The sequence below is a fragment of the Aliibacillus thermotolerans genome, from assembly GCF_027853235.1.
GTDB classification, from domain to species: domain Bacteria; phylum Bacillota; class Bacilli; order Bacillales; family Marinococcaceae; genus Aliibacillus; species Aliibacillus thermotolerans.
Window position 1 is genome coordinate 40,064 of record NZ_WKJG01000083.1, and the last position, 22,595, is coordinate 62,658.

Consider the following 22,595-nt stretch of genomic DNA (forward strand, 5'->3'; position numbering starts at 1 on the left):
CCGGACAGCTACTGACGCTTCCTACTCTTTTCAGGTAACGTAACTTCCCCCCAATACCTTCCACACATAAAGAGTAAAAAAGTCAGTCATTTTTACAAATTATAAATCAAATAAGGAAAAAATGCAATATGACAGGATGAACTTCATTGTTACGATATCAGTGATTTGTATCCCCTTTATATGTCATTGCTTCAATGATGGAAAGGCTTGCGCTTGTGCCCAAACGATCGGCACCTGCTTCAAGCATTTCAAGCGCTGCTTCTTTCGTACGAATACCTCCACTTGCTTTTACTTTTGCTTTCTCTCCGACGATTTTTTTCATCCGTTCTACATCTGCCACTTTCGCGCCTCCTCCGGAAAATCCCGAAGAAGTTTTAACGAAATCAGCACCTGCTTCTACTGCTAACTGGCAAGCTTTTTCTTTTTCTTGATCCGTAAGCAACGCTGTTTCAATAATAACTTTTACTATCGCTTGATCTTTAGCTGCTTCGACCACTGATTGAATATCTTGTTTGACATACTCATCATTCCCCGCTTTTAAAGCGCCAATAGCCATCACCATGTCCAATTCCGATGCGCCAGCGTTGATCGCTTCTTTTGCTTCAAACACTTTTACCGAAGTAAAAGTTGCTCCCAATGGAAAACCGATGACGGTACAAACATTGACATCAGTATCTGCTAATATCTCATAGGCAGTTTTCACCATGGATGGTTGAACACATACTGAGAAAAAGCCATACTGTTTCGCTTCTCTTGCCAATGCTACTACATCGCTCACCGTTGCTTCTGGTTTGAGGAGAGTATGGTCAATGACCTTGGCTAAAGATGTAGATTCCATGAATAACTCCTTTCTTAAGCAGAAACGATGTTTTCATCGTCTTCCATCACTCGTACAAACTCCGCTTCACAATATGGGTAATCTGCTTTCGTCATTTTTACTTTAACAATTTTTCCAATCATATCGTCACTGCCATTAAAACGAATTCGTAAATAGTTTGGAGTATATCCAGTAAGCAAACCTGTTTCCTTATCGCGCTCTTCAGGAATCACTTCCAGCACTTCTCTTTCATAGGAAGAAGCGTATTCTTTTGCCAGTTGATTTGATAAGGCAATTAAAGTGTGCACCCGTTCTTGTTTTGTCTCGTCATCCACTTGATTTTCCATTCTGGAAGCCGGAGTACCTGTCCGTTTAGAGTATGGAAACACATGAAGTTCGGAAAATTGTATGTCTGAAATAAATTGATAAGTCTCCTGAAATTCTTCTTCTGTTTCACCCGGAAATCCAACGATAACGTCGGTTGTCACCGCAAGACCGGGAAGGGCTTCTTTCAGTTTTTCGACACGCTCTCTATAAAACGCTGTCGTATATTTTCTTCTCATACGCTTGAGGACTTGATCAGACCCGGATTGTAGCGGGATGTGTAAGTGGTTGACGATTTTTTCTGAGTCATGAATGACTTGAATCACTTCATCTGTGATTTGACTTGCTTCAATCGAAGAAATACGAATGCGTTTTAATCCTTTTACTTTTTCCAAGTCTCTTAGCAACATTGCGAAATTGTAATCTTTCATATCTTCGCCGTAACCGCCTGTATGAATCCCCGTTAATACTATTTCTTTGTATCCGGCTTGAACAAGTTGATTGGCTTGTTTTATTACTTCTTCTGGCTGACGTGAACGGAGCAGTCCTCTTGCCCAAGGAATGATACAAAATGTACAGAAATTGTTACATCCTTCTTGAATTTTCAAAGAAGCTCGGGTGCGGTCGGTGAAGTTTGGGACGTCTAATTCTTCGTACACGCGATTTTTCATAATGTTTTTCACACCATTAATCGGCTCGCGTGTTTTTTTGAATTCTTCTATATAACCGATTAATTTCGCACGGTCTTGTGTGCCTACAACGATGTCAACTCCCGGTATGTCCATCACTTCGGCGGAGGACGTTTGAGCATAACAGCCGGTTACACACACGATGGCTTCCGGATTTTTTCGAATCGCTCGGCGAATAATTTGACGGCTTTTTTTGTCTCCCGTATTTGTAACAGTGCATGTGTTAATGACATACACATCTGCATGTTTATCAAATTCTTGTTTTTCATATCCGGCTTTTTTAAACAGTTGCCAAATAGCTTCTGTTTCATAATGATTCACTTTACATCCGAGCGTATAAAAAGCTACTGATGTCATTGTTTGTCACCTCGATAACTCATAATGATAAGATAGAGCAGATAAAGTGTATATGGCTGCTGATTCACTTCGTAAAATTCGTGGACCGAGACTGATCCCTTGAAAACCGTGTTCACAAAAGATGGTTTTTTCCTGTTCACTAAGTCCTCCTTCTGGTCCTACTACCGCAAGAAGAGAGGAAGGATGTTGATGAAGCGCATCAAATAGTCCGGTATGATCGTGCTTCTTCGCTTTTTCTTCATCTAAAAACAAACGCATCTCCACCTCGGTTGTTGCTTCTACCAAATGAGAGGTAAAAGAAATATCCGGAATAAACAAGCGACCGGATTGCTCCGCTGCTTTTTTAGCAATTTTCTTTAAACGTGCTATCTTTTTGGCGGATTTTTGTTGATCCCATTTTACCACAGAACGATCGGACGCAAAGAGATAAATAGCCTTCGCCCCAAATTCCGTACATTTCTGGACGACATAGTCTAACTTATCTCCTTTTATCAATGCTTGGGCGATCGCAACAGAAACCGGTAATTCCGATAAATTTTTATGCTCTTTGACAATCTTCGCAACGAGCCGGTGATTTTCCACTTTGTCAATTTGAGCCAACACTTCTCGTCCGTTATTATTTAAACAAATAATATGGTCTCCTACGCCCATACGCATCACTCTGGTGATATGTTTGACGTCATTTCCTTCAATCATTACTTCCCGTTCTCCCATATTGCTGGGCTCTACAAAATATCGTTGCATAGCGTTTCGTCCTATCTTTCTTCATTGTTCTTTTTTATCGCAATGATTAACACCCAATCTCCCATTTTGGACGTTTCTTTCATCGAAAATCCAGCATCCATTAGCGAGCGATGAACTTCCTCCAATTTATGTTCAATAATCCCTGAAGCGATGAAAATCCCATGAGGTGTAAGGAGACGATACGCATCTTCCGCACATTCCGTAATCACTTCTGCCAGTATGTTGGCGCATATGACGTTCGCACGAGTTGTAATTCCTTTTAGCAAATCATTTTGTTCCACGGAAATAAGATGTTCTACTTCATTATGGGCAATGTTTTCTTTTGCTACGTTCACCGCTGTCTCATCATTGTCAAGAGCGAGAACATTTCGAGCACCAAACTTTGCTGCTGCAATCGCAAGAATGCCGGAACCAGTGCCGACATCTATGACGGATTCTCCCCCTTGAATCGTTTTTTCCAACGCTCTCAAAGTAAGAATGGTCGTAGAATGCGTTCCTGTCCCAAACGCCATGCCAGGATCCAATTCAATCACATGCTCTCCGGTTTCTTTCTCATATTTTTCCCACGTCGGTACAATCGTTAATGTATCGGTCACCGAAGTTGGTTTATAGTACTTTTTCCAAGATTCTGCCCAATCTTCTTCGGCCACTTTGTTTAATGTAATTTCATTTCTTCCAATATGTTCATGAAATTGAGGCAGTGATTCTAACGCCTGCTCGAGATCGATCATTTTTTCCGTTATTTTTTGTTCTGGGAAGTATGCTTTTACTGTTACGTAATCTTCTAACGAGCGTACATTCATATCTTCTCCCAATGATTCCTTATCTTCAATGACGACCCCAGCTGCTCCCATCTCATGTAAGATATGGGAAACAGTCTCCATCGCTTCTCTCGTCGTATGAACAGAACATTCTATCCAGTACAATTTATACCAACTCCAGGTGGTTATTCTCCTTTAAAAGCTCGCTTCACTTTATCAAAGAAGTTATTCGTTTGTTCATCTATTCCTCGGTCTCCACTCACTCTAGCCAGTTCTCGCAACAGTTCTTTTTGTTTCTCGTTTAATTTTTTCGGCGTAATTACTCGTACAATCACATGTTGATCTCCTTGTCCCCGTCCATGAACATTGCGAATTCCTTTTCCTCGTAATCGGAAACTTGTGCCCGTTTGTGTCCCGGCTGGTATTTTCAATTTTACTTTTCCGTACAATGTCGGCACTTCAATTTCATCTCCGAGGGCAACTTGCGTAAAAGTAAGCGGCATCTCACAAAGTACATCGTCACCGTCTCGTTCAAAGAACTCATGCGGTTGCACTTTGAAGACAACGTACAAATCTCCGTGCGGTCCACCATTTTTTCCTGGTTCCCCTTGGCCGGCCACACGAATTTGTTGACCATCGTCAACTCCCGCCGGTACTTTTACATTAATGCGCTTGTTTTTACGAACTTTTCCTTTTCCTCCACACGTTGTACATCTTTCTCGAATGAATTGACCCGAACCGTTACAGCGATTACACACTCTGCGATTGACAATTCGACCGAAAGGCGTTGTTTGTTCCACATTTAATTGGCCGGTTCCTCCACAAGTCGTACAAGTCTCTGGTTTTGTTCCAGGTTTTGCTCCGGAACCGTGGCACGTGTTGCAATTTTCTTCTCGTGGAATTTCAATTTGCGTCTCTTTACCGAACGCCGCTTCTTTAAAAGTCAATGTCATCGTGTATTGTAAATCTGCTCCTTGGCGCGGTGCATTCGGGTCTCTTCGACTACCACCGCCGAAAAACATGTCAAATATATCACTAAAGCCACCGAAATCTGCGCTTCCCCCAGCTCCTCCAAAGCCTTGATTCGGATCTGTATGTCCAAAACGGTCATAATGAGAGCGTTTTTGAGGGTCACTTAACGTGTCATACGCTTCTTTTACTTCTTTAAACTTTTCTTCTGCATCTTCCGACTTATTCACGTCGGGATGGTACTTACGTGCTAGTTTGCGATATGCCTTTTTTATTTCTTCTGGAGAGGCGTCTTTACTCACTCCCAATACTTCATAAAAATCACGTTTCGACATCCATTTCACTCCCGTTCCCATATCCATCAACAAACTTGGCTTATCACCAAGCCTTCGTTAGAGCTATGCTTTATTCCTCAATATAATAAAACTTACTTAAAGTACAACGATAATCTTATCATTATACGTGAAAATTCTTCAACTATCACATGAAGAAAAGGAGCTGCCCTTAATGAAGCAACATATTTATCTTCATTGTGGGACAGCCCCCTGTAAGGATTATCGTCTGTACATATTAATTATTTTTTTTGTCATCATCTACTTCTTCATACTCGGCGTCTACAACATTGTCATCGGCGTTTTTACTTTGAGCATTTTGGGCATTATCATTTCCTTGCGCCGCTTGTGCTTGTTGTGCCGCTTGTTCATACAATTTCGTTGTGAGTTGTTGAACAATTCCTTGCAACTCGTCTTTTTTGGCACGAATTTCATCAAGGTCATCGCCTTCCAGCGCTTTTTTCAATGCGTCTTTTGCTTCGGTTGCTTTTTCTTTTTCCGCGGCATCGACATTATCACCGAGATCATTTAAAGTTTTTTCCGTTGTAAAGACAAGCTGATCCGCTTCATTGCGAAGTTCTACTGCTTCTTTCCGTTTTTTATCTTCTTCCGCATGCTCTTCTGCTTCTTTTACCATTCGCTCGATTTCTTCTTCTGACAGACCGGAAGAAGAAGTAATCGTAATGGATTGTTCTTTATTCGTTCCTAAATCCTTCGCCCGAACATTGACAATACCGTTTGCGTCAATGTCAAAAGTTACTTCGATTTGAGGAACTCCGCGTGGTGCTGGCGGAATATCCGTTAATTGGAAGCGTCCTAACGTTTTATTATCCGCTGCCATTTCACGTTCCCCTTGAAGTACGTGAATATCAACAGAAGGCTGATTGTCTGTTGCAGTGGAGAAAATTTGCGACTTGCTTGTAGGGATGGTCGTGTTTCGTTCGATCAGTTTCGTAAATACGCCTCCCATCGTTTCAATTCCTAAGGAAAGCGGGGTGACGTCTAACAGCACCACATCTTTTACATCCCCAGATAAGACACCGGCTTGCACCGCTGCACCGAGCGCAACTACTTCGTCCGGATTGACTCCTTTATGAGGCTCTTTTCCAGTTAAATTTTTAATCGCTTCTTGCACTGCTGGAATCCGAGTGGATCCACCTACTAAAATGACTTTGTCAATCTCTGATGGGCTAAGGTCTGCATCCTCCAACGCTTGGCGAGTAGGTCCCATCGTTTTTTCTACTAAATGGGCAGATAGCTCTTCAAACTTCGCCCGCGTTAAAGTCAACTCTAGATGTTTTGGACCACTAGCATCTGCTGTGATGAACGGAAGAGAAATTTGCGTTTGCGTAACTCCCGATAAATCTTTTTTCGCTTTTTCGGCTGCATCTTTTAGTCGTTGCATCGCCATTTTATCTTGAGACAAATCAATGCCATTTTCTTTTTTGAATTCATCTACTAAATAATCAATAATCACTTGGTCAAAGTCGTCCCCACCAAGTTTATTGTCTCCGGAAGTCGATTTTACTTCAAAAAAGCCGTCTCCAAGTTCGAGGATGGAAACGTCAAAGGTTCCTCCCCCTAAGTCATAAACGAGAATCGTTTGATCGTCTTCTTTATCCAATCCATAAGCAAGGGCCGCTGCCGTAGGTTCGTTTACAATTCTCTCTACTTCCAGCCCGGCAATTTTACCTGCATCTTTGGTTGCTTGTCGTTGGGAATCATTAAAATAAGCGGGAACTGTAATAACCGCTTTTGTCACTTCTTCCCCCAAGTAACTTTCTGCATCAGCTTTCAATTTCTGTAAAATAATGGCAGATATTTCTTGCGGGGTATATTCTTTTCCGTCAACATTCACTTTATAAGAAGTTCCCATGTGTCTTTTAATCGATTGAATTGTGTTTGGGTTTGTAATCGCTTGGCGCTTAGCTACCTCGCCTACTTGTCTCTCTCCGTCTTTAAAGGCAACCACAGAAGGAGTCGTGCGATTTCCTTCCGGATTCGGAATCACTTCCGCTTCTTTTCCTTCCATCACTGCAACACATGAGTTTGTTGTTCCTAGATCAATTCCAATAACTTTGCCCATGATTGACATCCTCCTATCTTTTGTATGTAGTTATGCATTTACTTTTACCATGGATGGTCGAAGTACACGGTCTTTGAGCTTATAACCCTTTTGTAATTCTTCCACAATTTCACCTGATGCAAACTCTTCTTCTTCTACTTGCATCACTGCTTGGTGAACATGCGGATCAAAAATTTCGCCTTTCGCTGGGATAACTTCCATTCCTTCTTTTTCTAAAGCGGAAAGAAGTTGCTCATACACCATATGAACTCCTTCTAATATCGAGGAAGCTTCTTCGCTTTTTGCTTCGATATTCAGGGCTCGTTCGAAATTGTCAATAACCGGAAGCAATGCTTCCATCAAACTTTGCGTGCTATATTTTAATGCTTTTTCTTTTTCTTCTTTCGTGCGTCTTCTTAAATTCTCCATGTCTGCTTGTGCCCGTAAATATCGATTTTTCCACTCATCTACTTCTTTTGTTAATGATGCAATTTCTTCTTCGTGAGCGTTCGTTTCCGTTTCTTTTTCACTTTCTTCTTCACTATTTTCTGTCCTGTCTTCTATTTCCTCAGGATGAGTTTCTGTCGTCTGCTCTTCTTCTGCGACGACTTCTTCCTGTTTATTTTCGTTAACCTCTTCCTCTTGATGTTCATCATTCAATACCTTTGTCTCTTCGGTTTGCTTGTTTTCGTCGCTCATCCTGGTTCACCCCCTACGTTATTTTTGGCACAAAGAGAGGAGAGACGAACTCTCCTCTATTACCAATCATTCATCTTACCACGAACCACTTCATCTATACAAGTTAGTTAATGCTTGTGAAATTCCTTTTGACAAATGATCGACAATCCCAATGACACGAGGATATTCCATTCTCGTCGGTCCGACAATTCCAATCGTTCCAACCGGCTTCCCTTTGTAGGAATAAGTGGCTGAAATAACGGTACAATCTTCAAATGCTTCGTTTCCATTTTCTTGTCCGATGCGAATCGAAAGTCCATCTTGTTCCGGTTTTAACAAATCGAAAATTGTTTCATCTTCTTCAAAAACTTCTAAAAGCTCTTTTACTTTATTAATATCATGAAACTCCGGTTGAATTAATAAGTTAGATTTCCCGCCATAAAACACTTTTTCTTGTTTCGTTTTTTGTAATGTTTCTTCCGCAAATATGAGAGCGTCTTTGTAACTTTTAATATGTTGTCTTAACACACCGGCAACTTCTTTTTGAATCGCTTCCTCTAATTGATATAACGGAACGCCTACGAGCCTTTCATTTAAAATGTTCACGATTTTTTCGACATCACTGCTATTTAACGTAGACGGCATTGTAACGGTGTGGTTTTCGACATGTCCGGTATTTGTGACAAGAATAGCAACTGCTACTTGTTCCGATAAAGGTATGATTTGTACTTGTTTCAGTTTTGATTCAAAAATTTCCGGACCGAGTACGATGGAAGCATAACTCGTTAAATCTGATAAAATGGTGGCTGACTCTTTAATAATTTGTTCTACTTCTACAATATTTTTTGTAAACAATGCTTTCATATTTTGCAATTCTTCTTCGGACAAATGGTGTGGGAGCAATAAATGGTCCACGTAATGACGATACCCTTTTTCCGAGGGAATTCGGCCGGATGAAGTATGTGGTTTTTCTAAATAACCGAGCTCTTCCAAATCCGCCATGTCATTTCGAATCGTTGCTGCACTGTAATTTATATCTTCGTTCTTTGAAATACTCCGTGATCCAACTGGTTCTGCTGATTGTATATAACTGTCAACAATCACTTGCAATATCAGCATTTGGCGATCTGTCAGCATAAAAATCACCTCTGTTAGCACTCTGCAATTTCGAGTGCTAAATCTACAATAAAATTATCAAATGGAGAAACTTTTGTCAATGAAAGAAGATACTATAGCAAAAATGCTTCAAACACTTCATTCGCCAGTAACTTCCCTTTTGGTGTCAAGGAAAGCGAATCATCTTTCCATTCCACTAATCGTTCTTCTAATAAGCGATTGATTTGCTTTCCAAATATTTCTTCCATTTTTTCCTGATATTTTTCATAAAAAAGCTTCTGAGACACACCTTTGCTCATTCGCAACCCCATAAACATTTCTTCTTCCATCATTTCTTTTTTTGTCACTTGATGTTGCTCTTTTATCGGGGATTCGTTCTTCTTAAGGGCTTCGATATAATGGGGAAGGGGTTTTATATTTTCATATCTTATCCCGTTGACATAGCCATGAGCTCCTGCTCCGAACCCATAATAATGATTGTTTTTCCAATACGTTTGATTATGTCGGGACTCAAACCCAGGCTTTGCAAAATTACTTAATTCATATGCCTCATAGCCATGAACACTCAATTTTTCAACAAGATATTCGTACATGTCCGCTTCGGTATCTTCCGATAGCAACTGTAATTCTCCTTTTCGATACCAATTGTAAAACATCGTATTTGTCTCAAGGAGTAAAGAATAAGCAGACATATGTTGAACCTCTAATTGCAACGCTTCCGAAATGGTCTCTTGCCACATCGTCATTGTTTGACCAGGTAAACCATACATTAAATCAATCGAAATGTTTTTGAATCCCGTTTCTTGCGCGAAAGAGACTGTTTTACGTGCATCACTTGCCGTGTGACCTCTCCCGATTTTCTTTAACATATCATCGTGAAAGCTTTGCACCCCAATACTCAAACGATTCACACCGAAGTCTCGCAGTAATTTTAATTTATTTTTATCTGCATCTCCGGGGTTCATTTCCACCGTAAATTCCAACTGTTCTGGATGGACGGAAATGCGCTCAAATACATTCGTTAACAATTTTTCCAGCTGATTGGCTGATAAGGCAGTCGGCGTACCTCCACCAATATAAATCGACTGAAATGGCGGATGGGTTCGAGAAATATTTTCGTTGATTTCTTTATTTAAAGCTTCGATATAGTCGTCTACCGGTTGATTTTGAATAAAAAATTTATTGAAATCACAATAATAACAAATATGCTCACAAAACGGGATGTGAATATACATCGCGGTTGGCATACGTGCTCACTTCCTTTATTTAAAAAAGAAAGCTCCCTAACTGTGAGGGAGCAGATCGCATCATGAATCGTCCATACGTAAGACCGACATAAAGGCTTCTTGCGGTACCTCGACTTTTCCTACACTTTTCATTCGGCGTTTTCCTTCTTTTTGCTTTTCTAACAATTTTCTTTTCCGAGAGACGTCTCCCCCATAACATTTAGAAAGTACGTTTTTACGCATCGCTTTAATATTCGAACGGGCAATAATTTTTTGTCCGATGCTCGCTTGAACGGGCACTTCAAATTGTTGACGAGGAATTAAATCTTTTAATTTCTCGACAATTGCTTTCCCTCGTTCATACGCCTGGTCTCGGTGTACAATGACAGACAATGCATCGACAATTTCCCCGTTTAATAAAATGTCCATTTTTACTAAGTTCGACTCTTTATAGCCGATCAATTCATAATCAAAAGAAGCATATCCTTTCGTGCTTGACTTCAATTGATCGAAAAAATCATAGACAATTTCCGTCATTGGCATATGATAAATGATATTTACACGATTTTCATCTAAATATTTCATATCGACAAATTCGCCACGTTTATTTTGGCAAATTTCCATCACTGCGCCGACGAAATCATTCGGAACCATGACGCTTGCTTCCACGAAAGGTTCTTCCACAACGTCAATTTTTTGTTGTTCCGGCATATGTGACGGATTGTCCACTTCAATCATTTCTCCATCCGTTAAATAAACGTGATAAACCACACTTGGTGCCGTCGTGATTAAATCAATTCCATACTCTCGTTCAATTCGCTCTTGTAAAATTTCCATGTGAAGGAGACCTAAAAACCCACAACGGAACCCAAAACCTAATGCTTGAGAAGTCTCTGGTTCGTATTGAAGAGAACTATCATTTAATTCCAATCGTTCTAACGCATCTCGTAAAGCATTGTAATCGTTAGAATCAACCGGATACATCCCGCAGAAAACCATTGGATTCATTTTTTTGTAACCTGGTAACGGTTCTTCTGCTGGACGATCGGCGTGAGTAATCGTATCCCCCACCCGGGTATCCCCTACATTTTTTATCGAAGCTGTTAAATAACCGACATCTCCGACTGTTAATTCGTTCGTAGCGACCGGTTCAGGGGTAAATACACCAACTTCGGTTACTTCAAACTCTTTCCCTGTGGCCATCATCTTAATTTTTTCCCCGGGTTTTACCGTTCCTTCTTTAATACGTATGTACGCAACCACCCCTCGATACGAATCATACAAAGAATCAAAAATGAGCGCTTGAAGAGGCGCGCTAGGGTCTCCAGTTGGGGCGGGAATTTTGGTTACAATTGCTTTTAAAATGTCTTCTGTTCCAATGCCATTTTTTGCAGAGGCAAGCACCGCTTCAGAAGCATCGATGCCAATGACTTGCTCAATTTCATTTTTTACTCGCTCCGGATCTGCACTAGGTAAATCGATTTTATTGATTACCGGTATAATTTCAAGATCATTATCAAGAGCCAGATATACATTAGCAAGGGTCTGCGCTTCAATGCCTTGCGCTGCATCAACAATTAATAAAGCGCCTTCGCACGCTGCTAAACTGCGTGACACTTCATAGGAAAAATCGACGTGTCCCGGTGTGTCAATTAAATGAAAAGTATATCTTTCGCCATCTTCATCTTCATACTCAAGCTGAACAGAGTTTAATTTAATGGTGATTCCTCGCTCACGTTCTAAATCCATCGCATCAAGGGTTTGTTCTTTCATTTCCCTTTCAGAAAGGGCACTCGTTGCTTCTAACAACCGGTCCGCAATGGTCGACTTTCCGTGATCGATATGAGCAATGATAGAAAAGTTCCTTATCTTTTTTTGTCTCTCTAACCGTTCTTGATTGTTCATCGTTTCATTCACTCCTGCCAAACTTACCATAACCGGAAAAGTAACCTTAATTATATCAATCCATCCAGCGTTATTCAATCATGACGCAAGTGAGTCTGTTCGCACCTACCACGTCCGATGTTATCAATTGTTTTCATTCAATGTACTATTTCTATTTGACATCCTCATATGACGGAAATATATCCAAAGACTTTCCAATGGAAGAAAAAATATTTTCCCTTTTGCTCTCTTTTAATAGTTCTTGTCGATAAAGTAATTCTTCTTTCCAGTTATTTTTCTCTTCCTTTTCGATTCCTAGTTCTTCTGTTTCTTCCTTCGCTTCCGTTTCTTCTTCGGGAATCAACCCGAGGGATTGCCAACTGACATAGGCGTAATAATGACCAGTCATCATACCGAAAAAAAATAATAACCCACTAAATAGGATTCCAACAAGCATCTTCATTCTTCTTTTCCTCCCTCTTCAGACTGGTTTTCAAAATATTGTTCACTGATGACTTCTGCCAAAATATCGGCAGCTCGAAACGCTTCCTCCAACGTATTTTCCATGCCGCCAATTTCAATTAAAATCGAATGCTCTGACAAATCTTGATTGTACCGACCATTTGAACCATGCCCGCCTTTTGTAATGACCGCTCTGCTTAAACCTGGGTAGTTTTCTTGGAGACGGTGATGCAAATCCTTGGCCATTTCTAAGTTTTTTTCATAATTCGGATTATTCTCTCCAATTACAAACATCGTTCGCGCTATCGTTTCGTTATTAATGGTAACGGTCGTAATATCTCGCGGTTGGGAGTCTCGATGAATATCAAAAAACAACTGTAATTGGTCATTTTCTGCCATTGCCTCTTGGACGACTTCCCGAGATATATCATACGAACGATGATACTCCCAATTATTTTCTTGTAATTTCTTTTCCACGTCTGTCGTATCGACCAAGGTAGGTACACCTTTTTCTTTTAATTTCTCCCCTAGTCGTTGACCAACTAACGTAATATTAACTTCCGGATGAAAAGCTACATTTTCTGAGCCTTCTAATTCAGGCAAAAAGGATTCACGGCTATGCGTATGAACAATATGTGCAATAGGCGCCTGTGATGAAAAGGATGACTGCTTGTCCGCTCCTCCCATAATCTCTAACGGTTTTCTAATCGCTTCCCTTTCCTCCATTAAAACATCAAGTGGCGGGGCCGATTCAATCGGCATGCTCGTAATATCCGCGCCATCACCAGCAACGACAATATTTCCATCAAATGAAGCAAGTCCTGGTAATTCTCTTACTAATAACGTCCGAGGTTCTTGCAAATTCACCCTTGTGGCAAATTCAAACAACATATTAGAAATCGTCACCCCGGCAAATGTCTCTGTCTCAGGGACAGAAAAATACCGGTTTTCATAAGTAAAAAATGAGCCGAGCAACTCCTTTTGAATGTTGGTGCTCCACGAATGTAACTGGCGGGAAGAAAAGTATCTTCCTTGTTCAATTGTTGTTAACATCGCTAACAAAAAAATGACGAACACGTAACCAATAATACCAACAACAAACACCTTTCGAATGCTCGTCCTTCTCACTTCTCTATGTACCATCGCAACTCCCCCTCACTCCACTCTATGCAAAACAAAAGGAAAAATAGAACTTAAAAAAATCAGAGGGATTGTATCGGCGTGATGGCGATAGAAGGATCGGGAATAAAAGTCCGCTCTTTCTACTTTTGCCCGACCAAGCGCCTGGTTTCGGAGAAAAACGTTTAACCGCGACAAACGCTGAAGGAGAAGTGAAAGAAGCCACTATTTGGCTTCTTCAGCGATCCAAAACGCTCGAGTGATTCGCTTTCGAAGTTATGAATGTCATAGGACCACTCAATAGGTTTTATATAAAATATTTCTTAGCAATAACAAGTCGTATGAACATGGGCTGTCTAATAAGTCCTGATAAATAAATCGAGCGTTCCTTTCAACAATCAATTAGCGCTGAAACGGTGCCATGATCCATTCATAGCTTGTTTTCACAAACTATTTTTGAATGAAACGGTGCCATTACTCATCCATGGCTTGCTTTCACAAGCAATACTTTGATCAAACGTTGGCATGACTATCCATGACTTATTTCCATCAACATTTTGGTGTTGGAAACATGCCTATTCGGCCAAGAGGCGTTTCCAGAAGCAATTTTTGATGAAGGGGTCACAAAAAAATGTCCAAAAAGTCACCAATCATGACTTTTGGACAGCTCCCTCATTATTTCCATTTTCATCAGCTATACGGCACTTATTCGGGATTCTAATGTGAATAGACGTCGCATAAAGCGCTCATGCGACGTCTATTTCTCTTTTATTCATATTAATGTGTCGCATGAAACGGTAAACCGTAACATTCAAAGCTTACATCGCATACTTATGACGAACCTACGCTTCCATGCGACTACTTAATTAAATATTTTCGAAAAAAAGGTACCATGAATGAATCATACGACACTTTTTTTCGCTTGATAAAATAGGGAACCGTCGTATGATTCCTTGGAGGATTGGATTCTCAATTTTTCAGCACTCGATTCCGTTGCACCGGGTAATCACAAGGACAAGTGAAACTTTAGGACGTTACGCTACTTCCTTTGCACCGAGTAAGCAATTGCTATTTCGTATACGTCCCTGTCTCATCTTGATTGATTTCTTCGTGTAAAGCTGCATTTAATCCTTCTGCAATGATGTTTGCCATGTCTCGCATAAAGACGTCTACTTCTTTTGGGGTAACCATTAAATTGTGACCAATTGGAGTCAATACTTCATAAATGAGCTGTCGTTTTTCTTCTTCCGTTAATCGACCTACCATTCCCATCATTGCTTCTCGTTCTGATTCATCGGGCAAATCTTTTTCTGTTAATACAGTCCGTTCTCCAAAAGGGATTCCCGTAGGAAAGAGCGCATGGCGGGCTTGATGTTGAGACGACATTTCCTTTCCGAGATGTTTTAATAAGTAATCAATACTATCACTAACAATCGACACCGCATCAACAACTGTCGGGATACCAACAGCAATCACGGGAATTCCGAGGGTTTCTTTACTTAATTCTTTTCGTTTGTTTCCAACTCCTGCTCCAGGATGAATGCCAGTATCTGAAATTTGAATGGTTGCATTTAAACGTTCTAATGAGCGCGATGCAAGAGCATCGATGGCAATGAGAAAATCTGGTTGTATTTTCTTGACAATAGCATGGATAATATCTCCTGTCTCTACCCCGGTCATTCCCATCACGCCAGGGGCAAAAGCACTGACAGAGCGAAACCCTTCTTCAACATATTCCGGCGCTTCTTCATACAAATGTCTCGTGACGACTAATTTTTCGACCACCATTGGACCAAGTGCATCAGGAGTAACATTCCAGTTACCAAGACCGGTAATTAAGCAGGTGGCATCTTTTGGGATCGACAGCTTTTCTAATAAATGTGCAAACTCCTCTGCAAAAACTTGTTCTATCTTCTTTTGCACTTCTGTATCTTGCTTTCTCATATCAATTGCTTCTATCGTCACGTATTCCCCTGCTTTTTTGCCTGATTGTTTTGCCCCTTTCTCATCGATGGTTACGAATGTCACTTTTACTCCATTCGTCTCTTTTACTTTATGAAAAATTCCTTCTAAGGTAGATGTTTCTTTTTCTTCCAATAGTTCCTTTTGTTCGAGCGCTAAATCCGTTCGTACTGAGTATGCGGATAAGTCCAAATCTTTCTTCAATTCCTTTCACCTACTTTCACCGTCCTACTTCGTATTATGCAAAGCGTCCCATCATTTTATTCTTCCTTGCACCAAGGGATGATTTTTGGTAGAATCCTCTTGTACTTACACCTGTTGTTTATGAAGACAAAGCAAAGGAGGAATCGGAATGGCAAATATTAAATCAGCGAAAAAACGCGCTGTGAAAAGCGAAGAAGTACGTGTAAAACAAAGTGCTTTCAAATCGTCTATGCGCTCTGCCGTAAAAGAATTCAATAAAAAAGTGGAAAATGGTGACGTAGAAGGCGCGAAAGAATTATTCATTTTAGCGACGAAACAAGTAGATAAAGCAGCTGGTAAAAAAATGATTCATAAAAACGCAGCTGCAAGAGAAAAATCTCGCATGGCAAAAAAACTTCATCGTATTGCAAAATAAAAACGACTCCTTAAAGGGTCGTTTTTTTACTCGTGTAATAATTCTAATAAGCAAAGTTCGAGCCGCAATTGTTTCTCCATCTTTCCGGTTTTCATGTCGTAATCAACCGTCGCTAACGTTTGTAAAATATTCGTCAATTGCCGTTCATCAAATCGTTTTCCTTGCGCCAAAGCCATTTTTACTGCATAGGGATGCACCTTGATTTGAGAGGCGATTTGTTTCTGGGTGTAACCTTTCTTATGTAAATAAGATGCTTGCAGAATAATGCGAAATTGCCTTGCTAATAAGGCAACTATCTTGATGGGTTCTTCTTTTTGTTTGATTAAGTCATAAAAAATGTCCATCGCTCGTTCTGCTTTACCACGGACAACACTATCCACTAACTCAAAAATATTGTCTTCTAACGTCCGAGGTACTAGTTCTTCGATGTCCGCTTCCGTAATCACTCCCCCTTCTTCCCCATACAAAGAAAGTTTGTTTAGTTCAGACGTTAATGTCATCATGTTTCTTCCGGTCAATTGCACTAATTTATTTTTTGCTTTTTCCTCTAACTGGAGGGAAATTTCTCGTTCAAAATTATCTATCCATTGGCGAAGTTCTTTTTCTTGAAACGCATTTGCTTCTAAAAAGACACCGTTTTTTTTCAATTGTTTCACGATTTTTTTTCGTTCATCGAGTTTCTCGTGCCCCACGGAAACAATCATGACCGTTTCTTCTGCTGGTGATTGAATATATTTTTCGAATGTAGAAAGATCATGTTCAACTTTTTCTTTCTCTTTAACGGTTGTTAAAAAGTAACAGTTTTTTAAAAAAATGACGCGACGTTCCCCAAAAAAAGGAAGTGTTTCTCCTTCTTCCACCGCTACTTGTATTGGCACTTCTTTCATATCATAAATGGAGTAATTAAAATCTTTTTCTTCTTCGGTGAGTAAAGTGGACACGATTTTGTCAACACTATCTTTAATGAGAAAGTCTTCTTTTCCGTACAATAAATATAATGGGTGAATACGATTTTTTTCTATTTCTTTGACGAATGAGAAATAATCCATCTGTTCCCTACCTCGTTCATGAATTTGCCGACGCTTAGTTTTATCGTAACGATTGTCGTCATTTTTCGCAACCGTCTTACAGGAGAAAAGGAAAGTGCCATAAAAGCACTTTCCATTTATATAAACGTTAGTGAAAAGGCCTAGGAACCCTTTTCACTAACGGGATTTGTTTCTTAGAATATCCTATGTTGTCGATTGTTATAGGTGACAACTCTTTACATCAGAAGAAATGACACACATTTTTTAAAACGAACGTGGATTTTTGCAAAATCTTGTCTTATACTAAGGACAGATGATACAAGGAGGGAAAAGGGAAATGAATGAATTTGAAAAAGATGTGCAATCTAAAAGAAATGACTTTAATGACGCGGTGGTAGCTGCAGTCGTTTCATTCGTTTTCTTTACGTTAATTTTCTTCATTGGCATCGTGTTAGATGTCGCAGGTGGCACTTTATATTAATCATTCCTTCAAAGAAAACCTTGTTGTTAAGAACAAGGTTTTTTTATTTGACCGGTCATTTCTGTGGCTTTTTTCAGTTCATGTATATGGTTGTCTGAAAACGTCACTTGAATCGCGCCGTCCTCGTCACTACGATACACATTCACTCCGTTAGTTGCTAAAGTTTGCAGCGTTTCTTTATGGGGATGACCAAATCGATTGCATCTCCCTACCGAAATGAAAGCAGCCACTGGTTGTAATTGTTGCACAAAGGAAGAAGTAGTGGACGTTCTACTTCCGTGATGACCCACTTTTAAAAATTCGGCACGGAGATGGGGATGATGTTGAAGCAGCATTTCTTCCACTTCTTCTTCTATATCTCCAGTAAATAACCAACCAACTCCACCTAATTCTGTATAAATGACGATGGAACGTTGATTTCCCGGCGGCATATTCCTTTCCGGCCATAACACATGAAAAGAATATGAATCTTTTTTCCATCCCATCCCTTCCTTGACCCATTGAATCGGGATATTTAAACCATTCACGTATTGAAGAAAATGACGCTCACCTTCTTTAAAAGTGTCTCCTGCTCCGTACAACAGTTCTTTGACCCGCATGTCATGTAATACGGAATACAAGCCACCATAATGATCAAAATCCCCGTGAGTCACTACCACTTTATCGATGGTTCCAATACCGCGTGCTTTTAAATAAGAAACAACGATGCTTTTGCCCGGATCATAAGGATTTTTTCTTTTTTGCCATTCTTCTTTCGCAAAAGGAAGCACTCCTCCTCCATCAATGACGTACACCGCTTTTCGGTACGGCAGTTCAATCACGATACTATCCCCTTGACCAACGTCTAAAACTGTCACCGTTCCATATTTATTGAAATACGGTGCAATCATTGTGCTTGTACATACGAAAATCACCGCTATCGTAGGAGCAATCATTTTCTGTTTACGAATAGAAAAACGATCGAGTCGATACAGCCACCAGAAAATAGTGAAAGATAGCAGCCAAAGAAAAAAAGTATTCGGTTTACCAAAAACGAGATGAAACATGTGCCAAGAAGTTGCTTCTACTAAAAAACGATGAATTATTTCTATGAGAATATTAAATGGTTGAGAGAACATTTTCATGATCGAAACATTCAAAAAAGAAAGGAAAAATAATAGAAAAACAACCGGCAAGATAAGAAATGCAATAACCGGAACAATGATCAAATTGAGAACAAAACTCAGCAATGAAAATTCATAAAAATGATATAACAATACAGGAAATGCGGTTATTTGTGAAATCACCGTGACGAGCACCATTTGCGTCATTCTTGTTCTTTTGGCAAGAATGAAACGAGATAATAGTAAACTTCCACTAATTAAAAAAGATAATTGAAAGCCGACATGAAAAAGATAATAAGGATGGATAAAGAGGAGAATTAACGCAATGTAGCAAAGAAGAGGGAAAGGAGGAATAGAGACGTTCATTTTTCGGAAAATGATATATAACATCACGACTGTTCCAGCCCTAATGACTGAAGGAGCAAATCCTGCAACAATCATATACAACGGTAAAATCCATAAAAGAATCGTCTCCGCCCTCTCCCGCATGATCCCAGAGCGAATAAGCCCAAAGAAAACGACTCCGCTGATCAATCCAACGTGAAGACCAGACACCGCCAAAATATGGATTAGACCGAGCTTTTGATAGGCCTCTTCAGTATTGGCAGAAAGAAAATGTCTTTCACCAAAAATGAGTGCTCCAGCAATTCCTTTCATAGGTTCTTCGAAAAGAGTATCAAGTTTTTCTAACCCATAGTGACGATATAATTTCACGAGGGTAAATAAATCAAAAGAGGAAGATTGCTGACAAGTGAGGTCCCGGATAGACGAGAGTTCAAACAGCCAATGAATACGGTTCATTTTTAAGTACGTTGCATAATCAAAGTCATGGAAATTTACGGTGGAGGGAAGCGGTGATTTCAATTCACCACGTAAGACACAAGAAGAATGAGGGGTTATTTCACGCAATTGGGCGATTTCTTTTGCTTCATGAAGAAAAACGGTCACAAGAAGTTTTTCATCATAGGTCGTTTTTAATTCGAACTGAGCACGGTTTCCATCTCGATAGGGACCATCAATGATTGAGCCGGCAAGGATATTTTCTTCCCCGCTCAATTTCGTGATATTCATCTTTTCTACCATGTCTGCCCGCATATAAAAAAGGAGAAAAACGAGGAGTAAAGAAAACATCAAATGCTTTTTCCTTCCGACGATGAATGTAAATAAAAGAAGGAACGCCGCAAAAGAAAGCGCTCCCGTTGAGAAGTCGGTAAGTGCGACACTTACTGCGGCAATTCCCCATCCGACGAATAAGAGTGGTTGTTGTTTCACACAATCACCTTCACGCATTAGTGAATAATTGATTCGCTCGCTCATGCAACTTTTTCATTTCTTCACTTGAAACACCAGCTTGTTCAAGCCGTTGCAGTAACTCTGATGTAAAAGAAAGTTTTTCTTCGTTTTTTATATCTAAGACGCCTTCTTCCAATATCACTTTTTCCGTCTGAATTCCTGCATCTTGAAAGAGCTCTTCAGCATAAGGATGGTTGTGATAATCCTTAGCATACGACACTTTTTTAATGCCGCTTTGGATGATTGATTTTGTACAATGGACACACGGAAAATGGGTCACATACATCTCTGCCCCTTCTGTCGAAACACCGAATTTCGCACATTGCAATAGCGCATTCATTTCGGCATGGATCGTTCGTATACAATGGTTATCTACTACGTAACAACCGGCGTCGGTACAATGCTCTCCTCCAGAAATCGAGCCATTATAGCCACCGGCGATAATGCGATTACTTCGAACAATCGTTGCTCCAACGGCAAGACGAGGACAAGTGCTTCGGAGAGCTAATAAGTGACTTTGAGCCATAAAGTACTGATCCCAAGAGAGCCGTTCCATAGATGACCACCTACTTTCTTGTTACTGTTGGCTCTCTTTAAGTGCTTGTTCTATGTCAGCAATAATATCATCAATATGCTCAATTCCGATGGAAAGTCGGATTAATTCAGGAGCAACTCCGGCTTTTCTTTGATCTTCTTCCGACAATTGCTGATGCGTCGTACTTGCTGGGTGAATGACAAGGGACTTCGCATCGCCAATATTTGCGACGTGGGAATGAAGCTTTAAAGCATTAATAAATTTCTTACCTTCTTCAATGCCACCTTTAATTCCAAAGGTTAAGATGGCTCCATAGCCATTGGATAAGTATTTCTTTGCTTGTTCATGCGTTGGATGAGATGACAGACCCGGATAGCTCACCCATTCCACTAAATCATGCTTTTCTAAGTATTCCGCTACTTTTTGTGCGTTTTCAGAGTGGCGTTCCATGCGCAAATGAAGCGTTTCTAATCCTTGTAATAAGAGAAATGCATTCATTGGAGCCATCGCCGGGCCGAGATCGCGTAATAACTGGACACGAGCTTTCATAATATAAGCCAATTCTCCGAGAGCTTCTGTATATTGGAGACCGTGATAACTTGGATCTGGCTCCGTAAAAGTAGGGAATTTTCCATTCGCCCAGTTAAATTTGCCTGAATCAACGATCACTCCACCCATTGTAGTTCCATGACCGCCGATAAACTTCGTCGCAGAATGGACGACAATGTCCGCACCATATTCAATCGGACGACATATAAACGGCGTGACGACCGTGGCATCAACCATCAGTGGCAAGCCATGGGAATGGGCAACTTCAGCAATTTTTTCAATATCGAAAACTTCACCATTCGGATTTCCAATCATTTCGCCAAAAATGAGTTTTGTTTTATCTGTAATCTTTTCTTCAAATTCTTCTGGACTATTTCCTTCCACGAGATGAACGTTAATTCCCATTTTCGGAAGTGTATGAACGAACAAGTTGTACGTTCCTCCGTACAAACCACTGGATGCTACAATTTCTTCTCCTGCTTCTACAATATTTAAGATCGCAAGGTGAATCGCAGCACTGCCGCTTGCCAACGCAAGAGCTCCCACTCCGCCTTCTAATTCAGCCATTCTTTTTTCAAACACGTCTGTTGTGGGGTTCATAATGCGTGAATAAATATTTCCCGGTTCGGATAATGAAAAAAGATTTGCTGCATGATCGGTATCTTTAAACCCATATGACGTGGTTTGATAAATTGGTACGGCACGGGCTTGTGTTGCTGGATCAATTTCTTGCCCTCCGTGTATTGCAATTGTCTCTTTTTTCCATTGTTCTTTCGACACTTTCATTCCTCCTTTTTCATCCTTCCCTCTAACATTATCAAAACATTGCAAAAGATGAAACTAAAATTAACGAACGGTGACTAAATCTTGTAATTGTTCAAACGATTTCTCTCCAATTCCTGACACTTGTTTAATTTCTTCAGGCGACTGAAAAAGTCCGTGTTCTTCTCGGTAGCGAATAATTGCTTCTGCTTTCGCTGGTCCGATACCAGGTAATGTCTCTAGTTCTGTTTGATCCGCGCGATTCAAATCTACTTTCTCTCCTTCTTTGTCCCCTCCTCCTGCAAATTCCACCTCTTCTCCTTCTTTCGGAACATAAATGACCATTTCGTCATACAATCGTTCTGCTAAGTTCACGCCATTCTCTTCGCCTTGCGCGTTGATCCCACCAGCCATTTCAATGGCATCTTTTACTCGATCTCCTTCTGTTAATTCGTATACCCCGGGGTTTTTTACTTCCCCTTTTACATCTACTATGACCACTGTTTCTTTTTGCTCGGAGGCTTCAGAGGCGGAGTTATCCATCAATTCTTCTTCCTTTTCCGTTAACAATAACGCTTCTATTTCTGTCTCTTGATGATTTTTCAATGGAAATGGGACGAATAAAAATACGATAAATAGCACAACTGCTACTCCGCCAATAAGCCATTTTGGCTCTTTCCAAATAGAGTGCATGTCTATCCCCTCTTTCTTTTTGTGACA

At 40.3% G+C, this 22,595-nt stretch carries 20 protein-coding genes; 2 read left to right on the top strand and 18 right to left on the bottom strand.

The window, feature by feature from the left end; genetic code table 11:
- Positions 1 to 157 precede the first annotated feature (157 nt).
- The 13 genes from deoC to gpr form a co-directional block, all read right to left on the bottom strand.
- Complete coding sequence (deoC, locus tag GJS40_RS12245; RefSeq protein ID WP_270898137.1) at positions 158 to 838, bottom strand: deoxyribose-phosphate aldolase; 681 nt, start codon at positions 836 to 838, stop codon at positions 158 to 160.
- A 14-nt stretch (positions 839 to 852) separates the two neighbouring features.
- The gene (mtaB, locus tag GJS40_RS12250) at positions 853 to 2,187 is read right to left on the bottom strand and encodes a tRNA (N(6)-L-threonylcarbamoyladenosine(37)-C(2))-methylthiotransferase MtaB (RefSeq protein ID WP_270898138.1); all 1,335 of its coding nucleotides are present in this window, start codon (positions 2,185 to 2,187) and stop codon (positions 853 to 855) included.
- A 6-nt stretch (positions 2,188 to 2,193) separates the two neighbouring features.
- The gene (locus GJS40_RS12255; RefSeq protein WP_270898139.1) at positions 2,194 to 2,931 is read right to left on the bottom strand and encodes an RsmE family RNA methyltransferase; all 738 of its coding nucleotides are present in this window, start codon (positions 2,929 to 2,931) and stop codon (positions 2,194 to 2,196) included.
- Positions 2,932 to 2,942: 11 nt separating this feature from the next.
- A complete protein-coding gene (gene prmA / locus GJS40_RS12260; RefSeq protein WP_270898140.1) occupies positions 2,943 to 3,857 on the bottom strand; it encodes a 50S ribosomal protein L11 methyltransferase in 915 nt (304 codons plus the stop codon).
- Between the two features lie 20 nt (positions 3,858 to 3,877).
- Positions 3,878 to 4,996 carry a molecular chaperone DnaJ gene (dnaJ, locus tag GJS40_RS12265; protein WP_270898141.1) on the bottom strand — a complete coding sequence of 373 codons (1,119 nt, stop codon included), beginning with the start codon at positions 4,994 to 4,996 and terminating at the stop codon, positions 3,878 to 3,880.
- Between the two features lie 235 nt (positions 4,997 to 5,231).
- On the bottom strand, positions 5,232 to 7,079 hold the full coding sequence (dnaK, locus tag GJS40_RS12270) for a molecular chaperone DnaK (protein WP_270898142.1): 1,848 nt from the start codon (positions 7,077 to 7,079) through the stop codon (positions 5,232 to 5,234).
- A 30-nt stretch (positions 7,080 to 7,109) separates the two neighbouring features.
- Positions 7,110 to 7,757 carry a nucleotide exchange factor GrpE gene (gene grpE, locus GJS40_RS12275; protein WP_270898143.1) on the bottom strand — a complete coding sequence of 216 codons (648 nt, stop codon included), beginning with the start codon at positions 7,755 to 7,757 and terminating at the stop codon, positions 7,110 to 7,112.
- A gap of 90 nt (positions 7,758 to 7,847) precedes the next feature.
- Positions 7,848 to 8,873, bottom strand: a complete 1,026-nt coding sequence (hrcA, locus tag GJS40_RS12280) for a heat-inducible transcriptional repressor HrcA (RefSeq protein ID WP_270898144.1) — start codon at positions 8,871 to 8,873, stop codon at positions 7,848 to 7,850.
- A 92-nt stretch (positions 8,874 to 8,965) separates the two neighbouring features.
- On the bottom strand, positions 8,966 to 10,099 hold the full coding sequence (gene hemW / locus GJS40_RS12285) for a radical SAM family heme chaperone HemW (RefSeq protein WP_270898145.1): 1,134 nt from the start codon (positions 10,097 to 10,099) through the stop codon (positions 8,966 to 8,968).
- Between the two features lie 60 nt (positions 10,100 to 10,159).
- Positions 10,160 to 11,983 carry a translation elongation factor 4 gene (gene lepA, locus GJS40_RS12290; protein WP_270898146.1) on the bottom strand — a complete coding sequence of 608 codons (1,824 nt, stop codon included), beginning with the start codon at positions 11,981 to 11,983 and terminating at the stop codon, positions 10,160 to 10,162.
- A 151-nt stretch (positions 11,984 to 12,134) separates the two neighbouring features.
- The gene (locus tag GJS40_RS12295) at positions 12,135 to 12,425 is read right to left on the bottom strand and encodes a hypothetical protein (RefSeq protein ID WP_270898147.1); all 291 of its coding nucleotides are present in this window, start codon (positions 12,423 to 12,425) and stop codon (positions 12,135 to 12,137) included.
- Positions 12,422 to 13,567 carry a stage II sporulation protein P gene (gene spoIIP, locus GJS40_RS12300; RefSeq protein WP_270898148.1) on the bottom strand — a complete coding sequence of 382 codons (1,146 nt, stop codon included), beginning with the start codon at positions 13,565 to 13,567 and terminating at the stop codon, positions 12,422 to 12,424. The genes GJS40_RS12295 and spoIIP overlap by 4 nt, the downstream gene beginning before the upstream one ends.
- A gap of 1,044 nt (positions 13,568 to 14,611) precedes the next feature.
- Complete coding sequence (gpr, locus tag GJS40_RS12305; protein WP_270898149.1) at positions 14,612 to 15,709, bottom strand: GPR endopeptidase; 1,098 nt, start codon at positions 15,707 to 15,709, stop codon at positions 14,612 to 14,614.
- A gap of 148 nt (positions 15,710 to 15,857) precedes the next feature.
- Between gpr and rpsT the strand changes: the two genes are divergently transcribed.
- A complete protein-coding gene (rpsT, locus tag GJS40_RS12310; RefSeq protein ID WP_270898150.1) occupies positions 15,858 to 16,124 on the top strand; it encodes a 30S ribosomal protein S20 in 267 nt (88 codons plus the stop codon).
- A gap of 26 nt (positions 16,125 to 16,150) precedes the next feature.
- On the opposite strand, the gene holA is transcribed toward rpsT, so the two are convergent.
- A complete protein-coding gene (gene holA, locus GJS40_RS12315) occupies positions 16,151 to 17,173 on the bottom strand; it encodes a DNA polymerase III subunit delta (RefSeq protein WP_270898151.1) in 1,023 nt (340 codons plus the stop codon).
- Positions 17,174 to 17,489: 316 nt separating this feature from the next.
- On the opposite strand from holA, the gene GJS40_RS12320 reads away from it, so the two are divergent.
- Positions 17,490 to 17,633: a YqzM family protein gene (locus tag GJS40_RS12320; RefSeq protein WP_270898152.1), complete on the top strand. Its 144-nt coding sequence runs from the start codon at positions 17,490 to 17,492 to the stop codon at positions 17,631 to 17,633.
- A gap of 26 nt (positions 17,634 to 17,659) precedes the next feature.
- Here GJS40_RS12320 and GJS40_RS12325 read toward each other — a convergent pair whose 3' ends face one another.
- The 4 genes from GJS40_RS12325 to GJS40_RS12340 all read right to left on the bottom strand — a co-directional run bounded on the left by GJS40_RS12325 (position 17,660) and on the right by GJS40_RS12340 (position 22,568).
- The gene (locus tag GJS40_RS12325) at positions 17,660 to 20,008 is read right to left on the bottom strand and encodes a DNA internalization-related competence protein ComEC/Rec2 (protein WP_270898153.1); all 2,349 of its coding nucleotides are present in this window, start codon (positions 20,006 to 20,008) and stop codon (positions 17,660 to 17,662) included.
- A 10-nt stretch (positions 20,009 to 20,018) separates the two neighbouring features.
- Positions 20,019 to 20,585, bottom strand: a complete 567-nt coding sequence (locus tag GJS40_RS12330; protein ID WP_270898154.1) for a ComE operon protein 2 — start codon at positions 20,583 to 20,585, stop codon at positions 20,019 to 20,021.
- A gap of 21 nt (positions 20,586 to 20,606) precedes the next feature.
- Positions 20,607 to 21,893, bottom strand: coding sequence for a homocysteine synthase (locus GJS40_RS12335; RefSeq protein ID WP_270898155.1), 1,287 nt, complete (start codon positions 21,891 to 21,893; stop codon positions 20,607 to 20,609).
- A 66-nt stretch (positions 21,894 to 21,959) separates the two neighbouring features.
- Positions 21,960 to 22,568, bottom strand: coding sequence for a helix-hairpin-helix domain-containing protein (locus GJS40_RS12340; RefSeq protein ID WP_270898156.1), 609 nt, complete (start codon positions 22,566 to 22,568; stop codon positions 21,960 to 21,962).
- Positions 22,569 to 22,595: the final 27 nt, after the last annotated feature.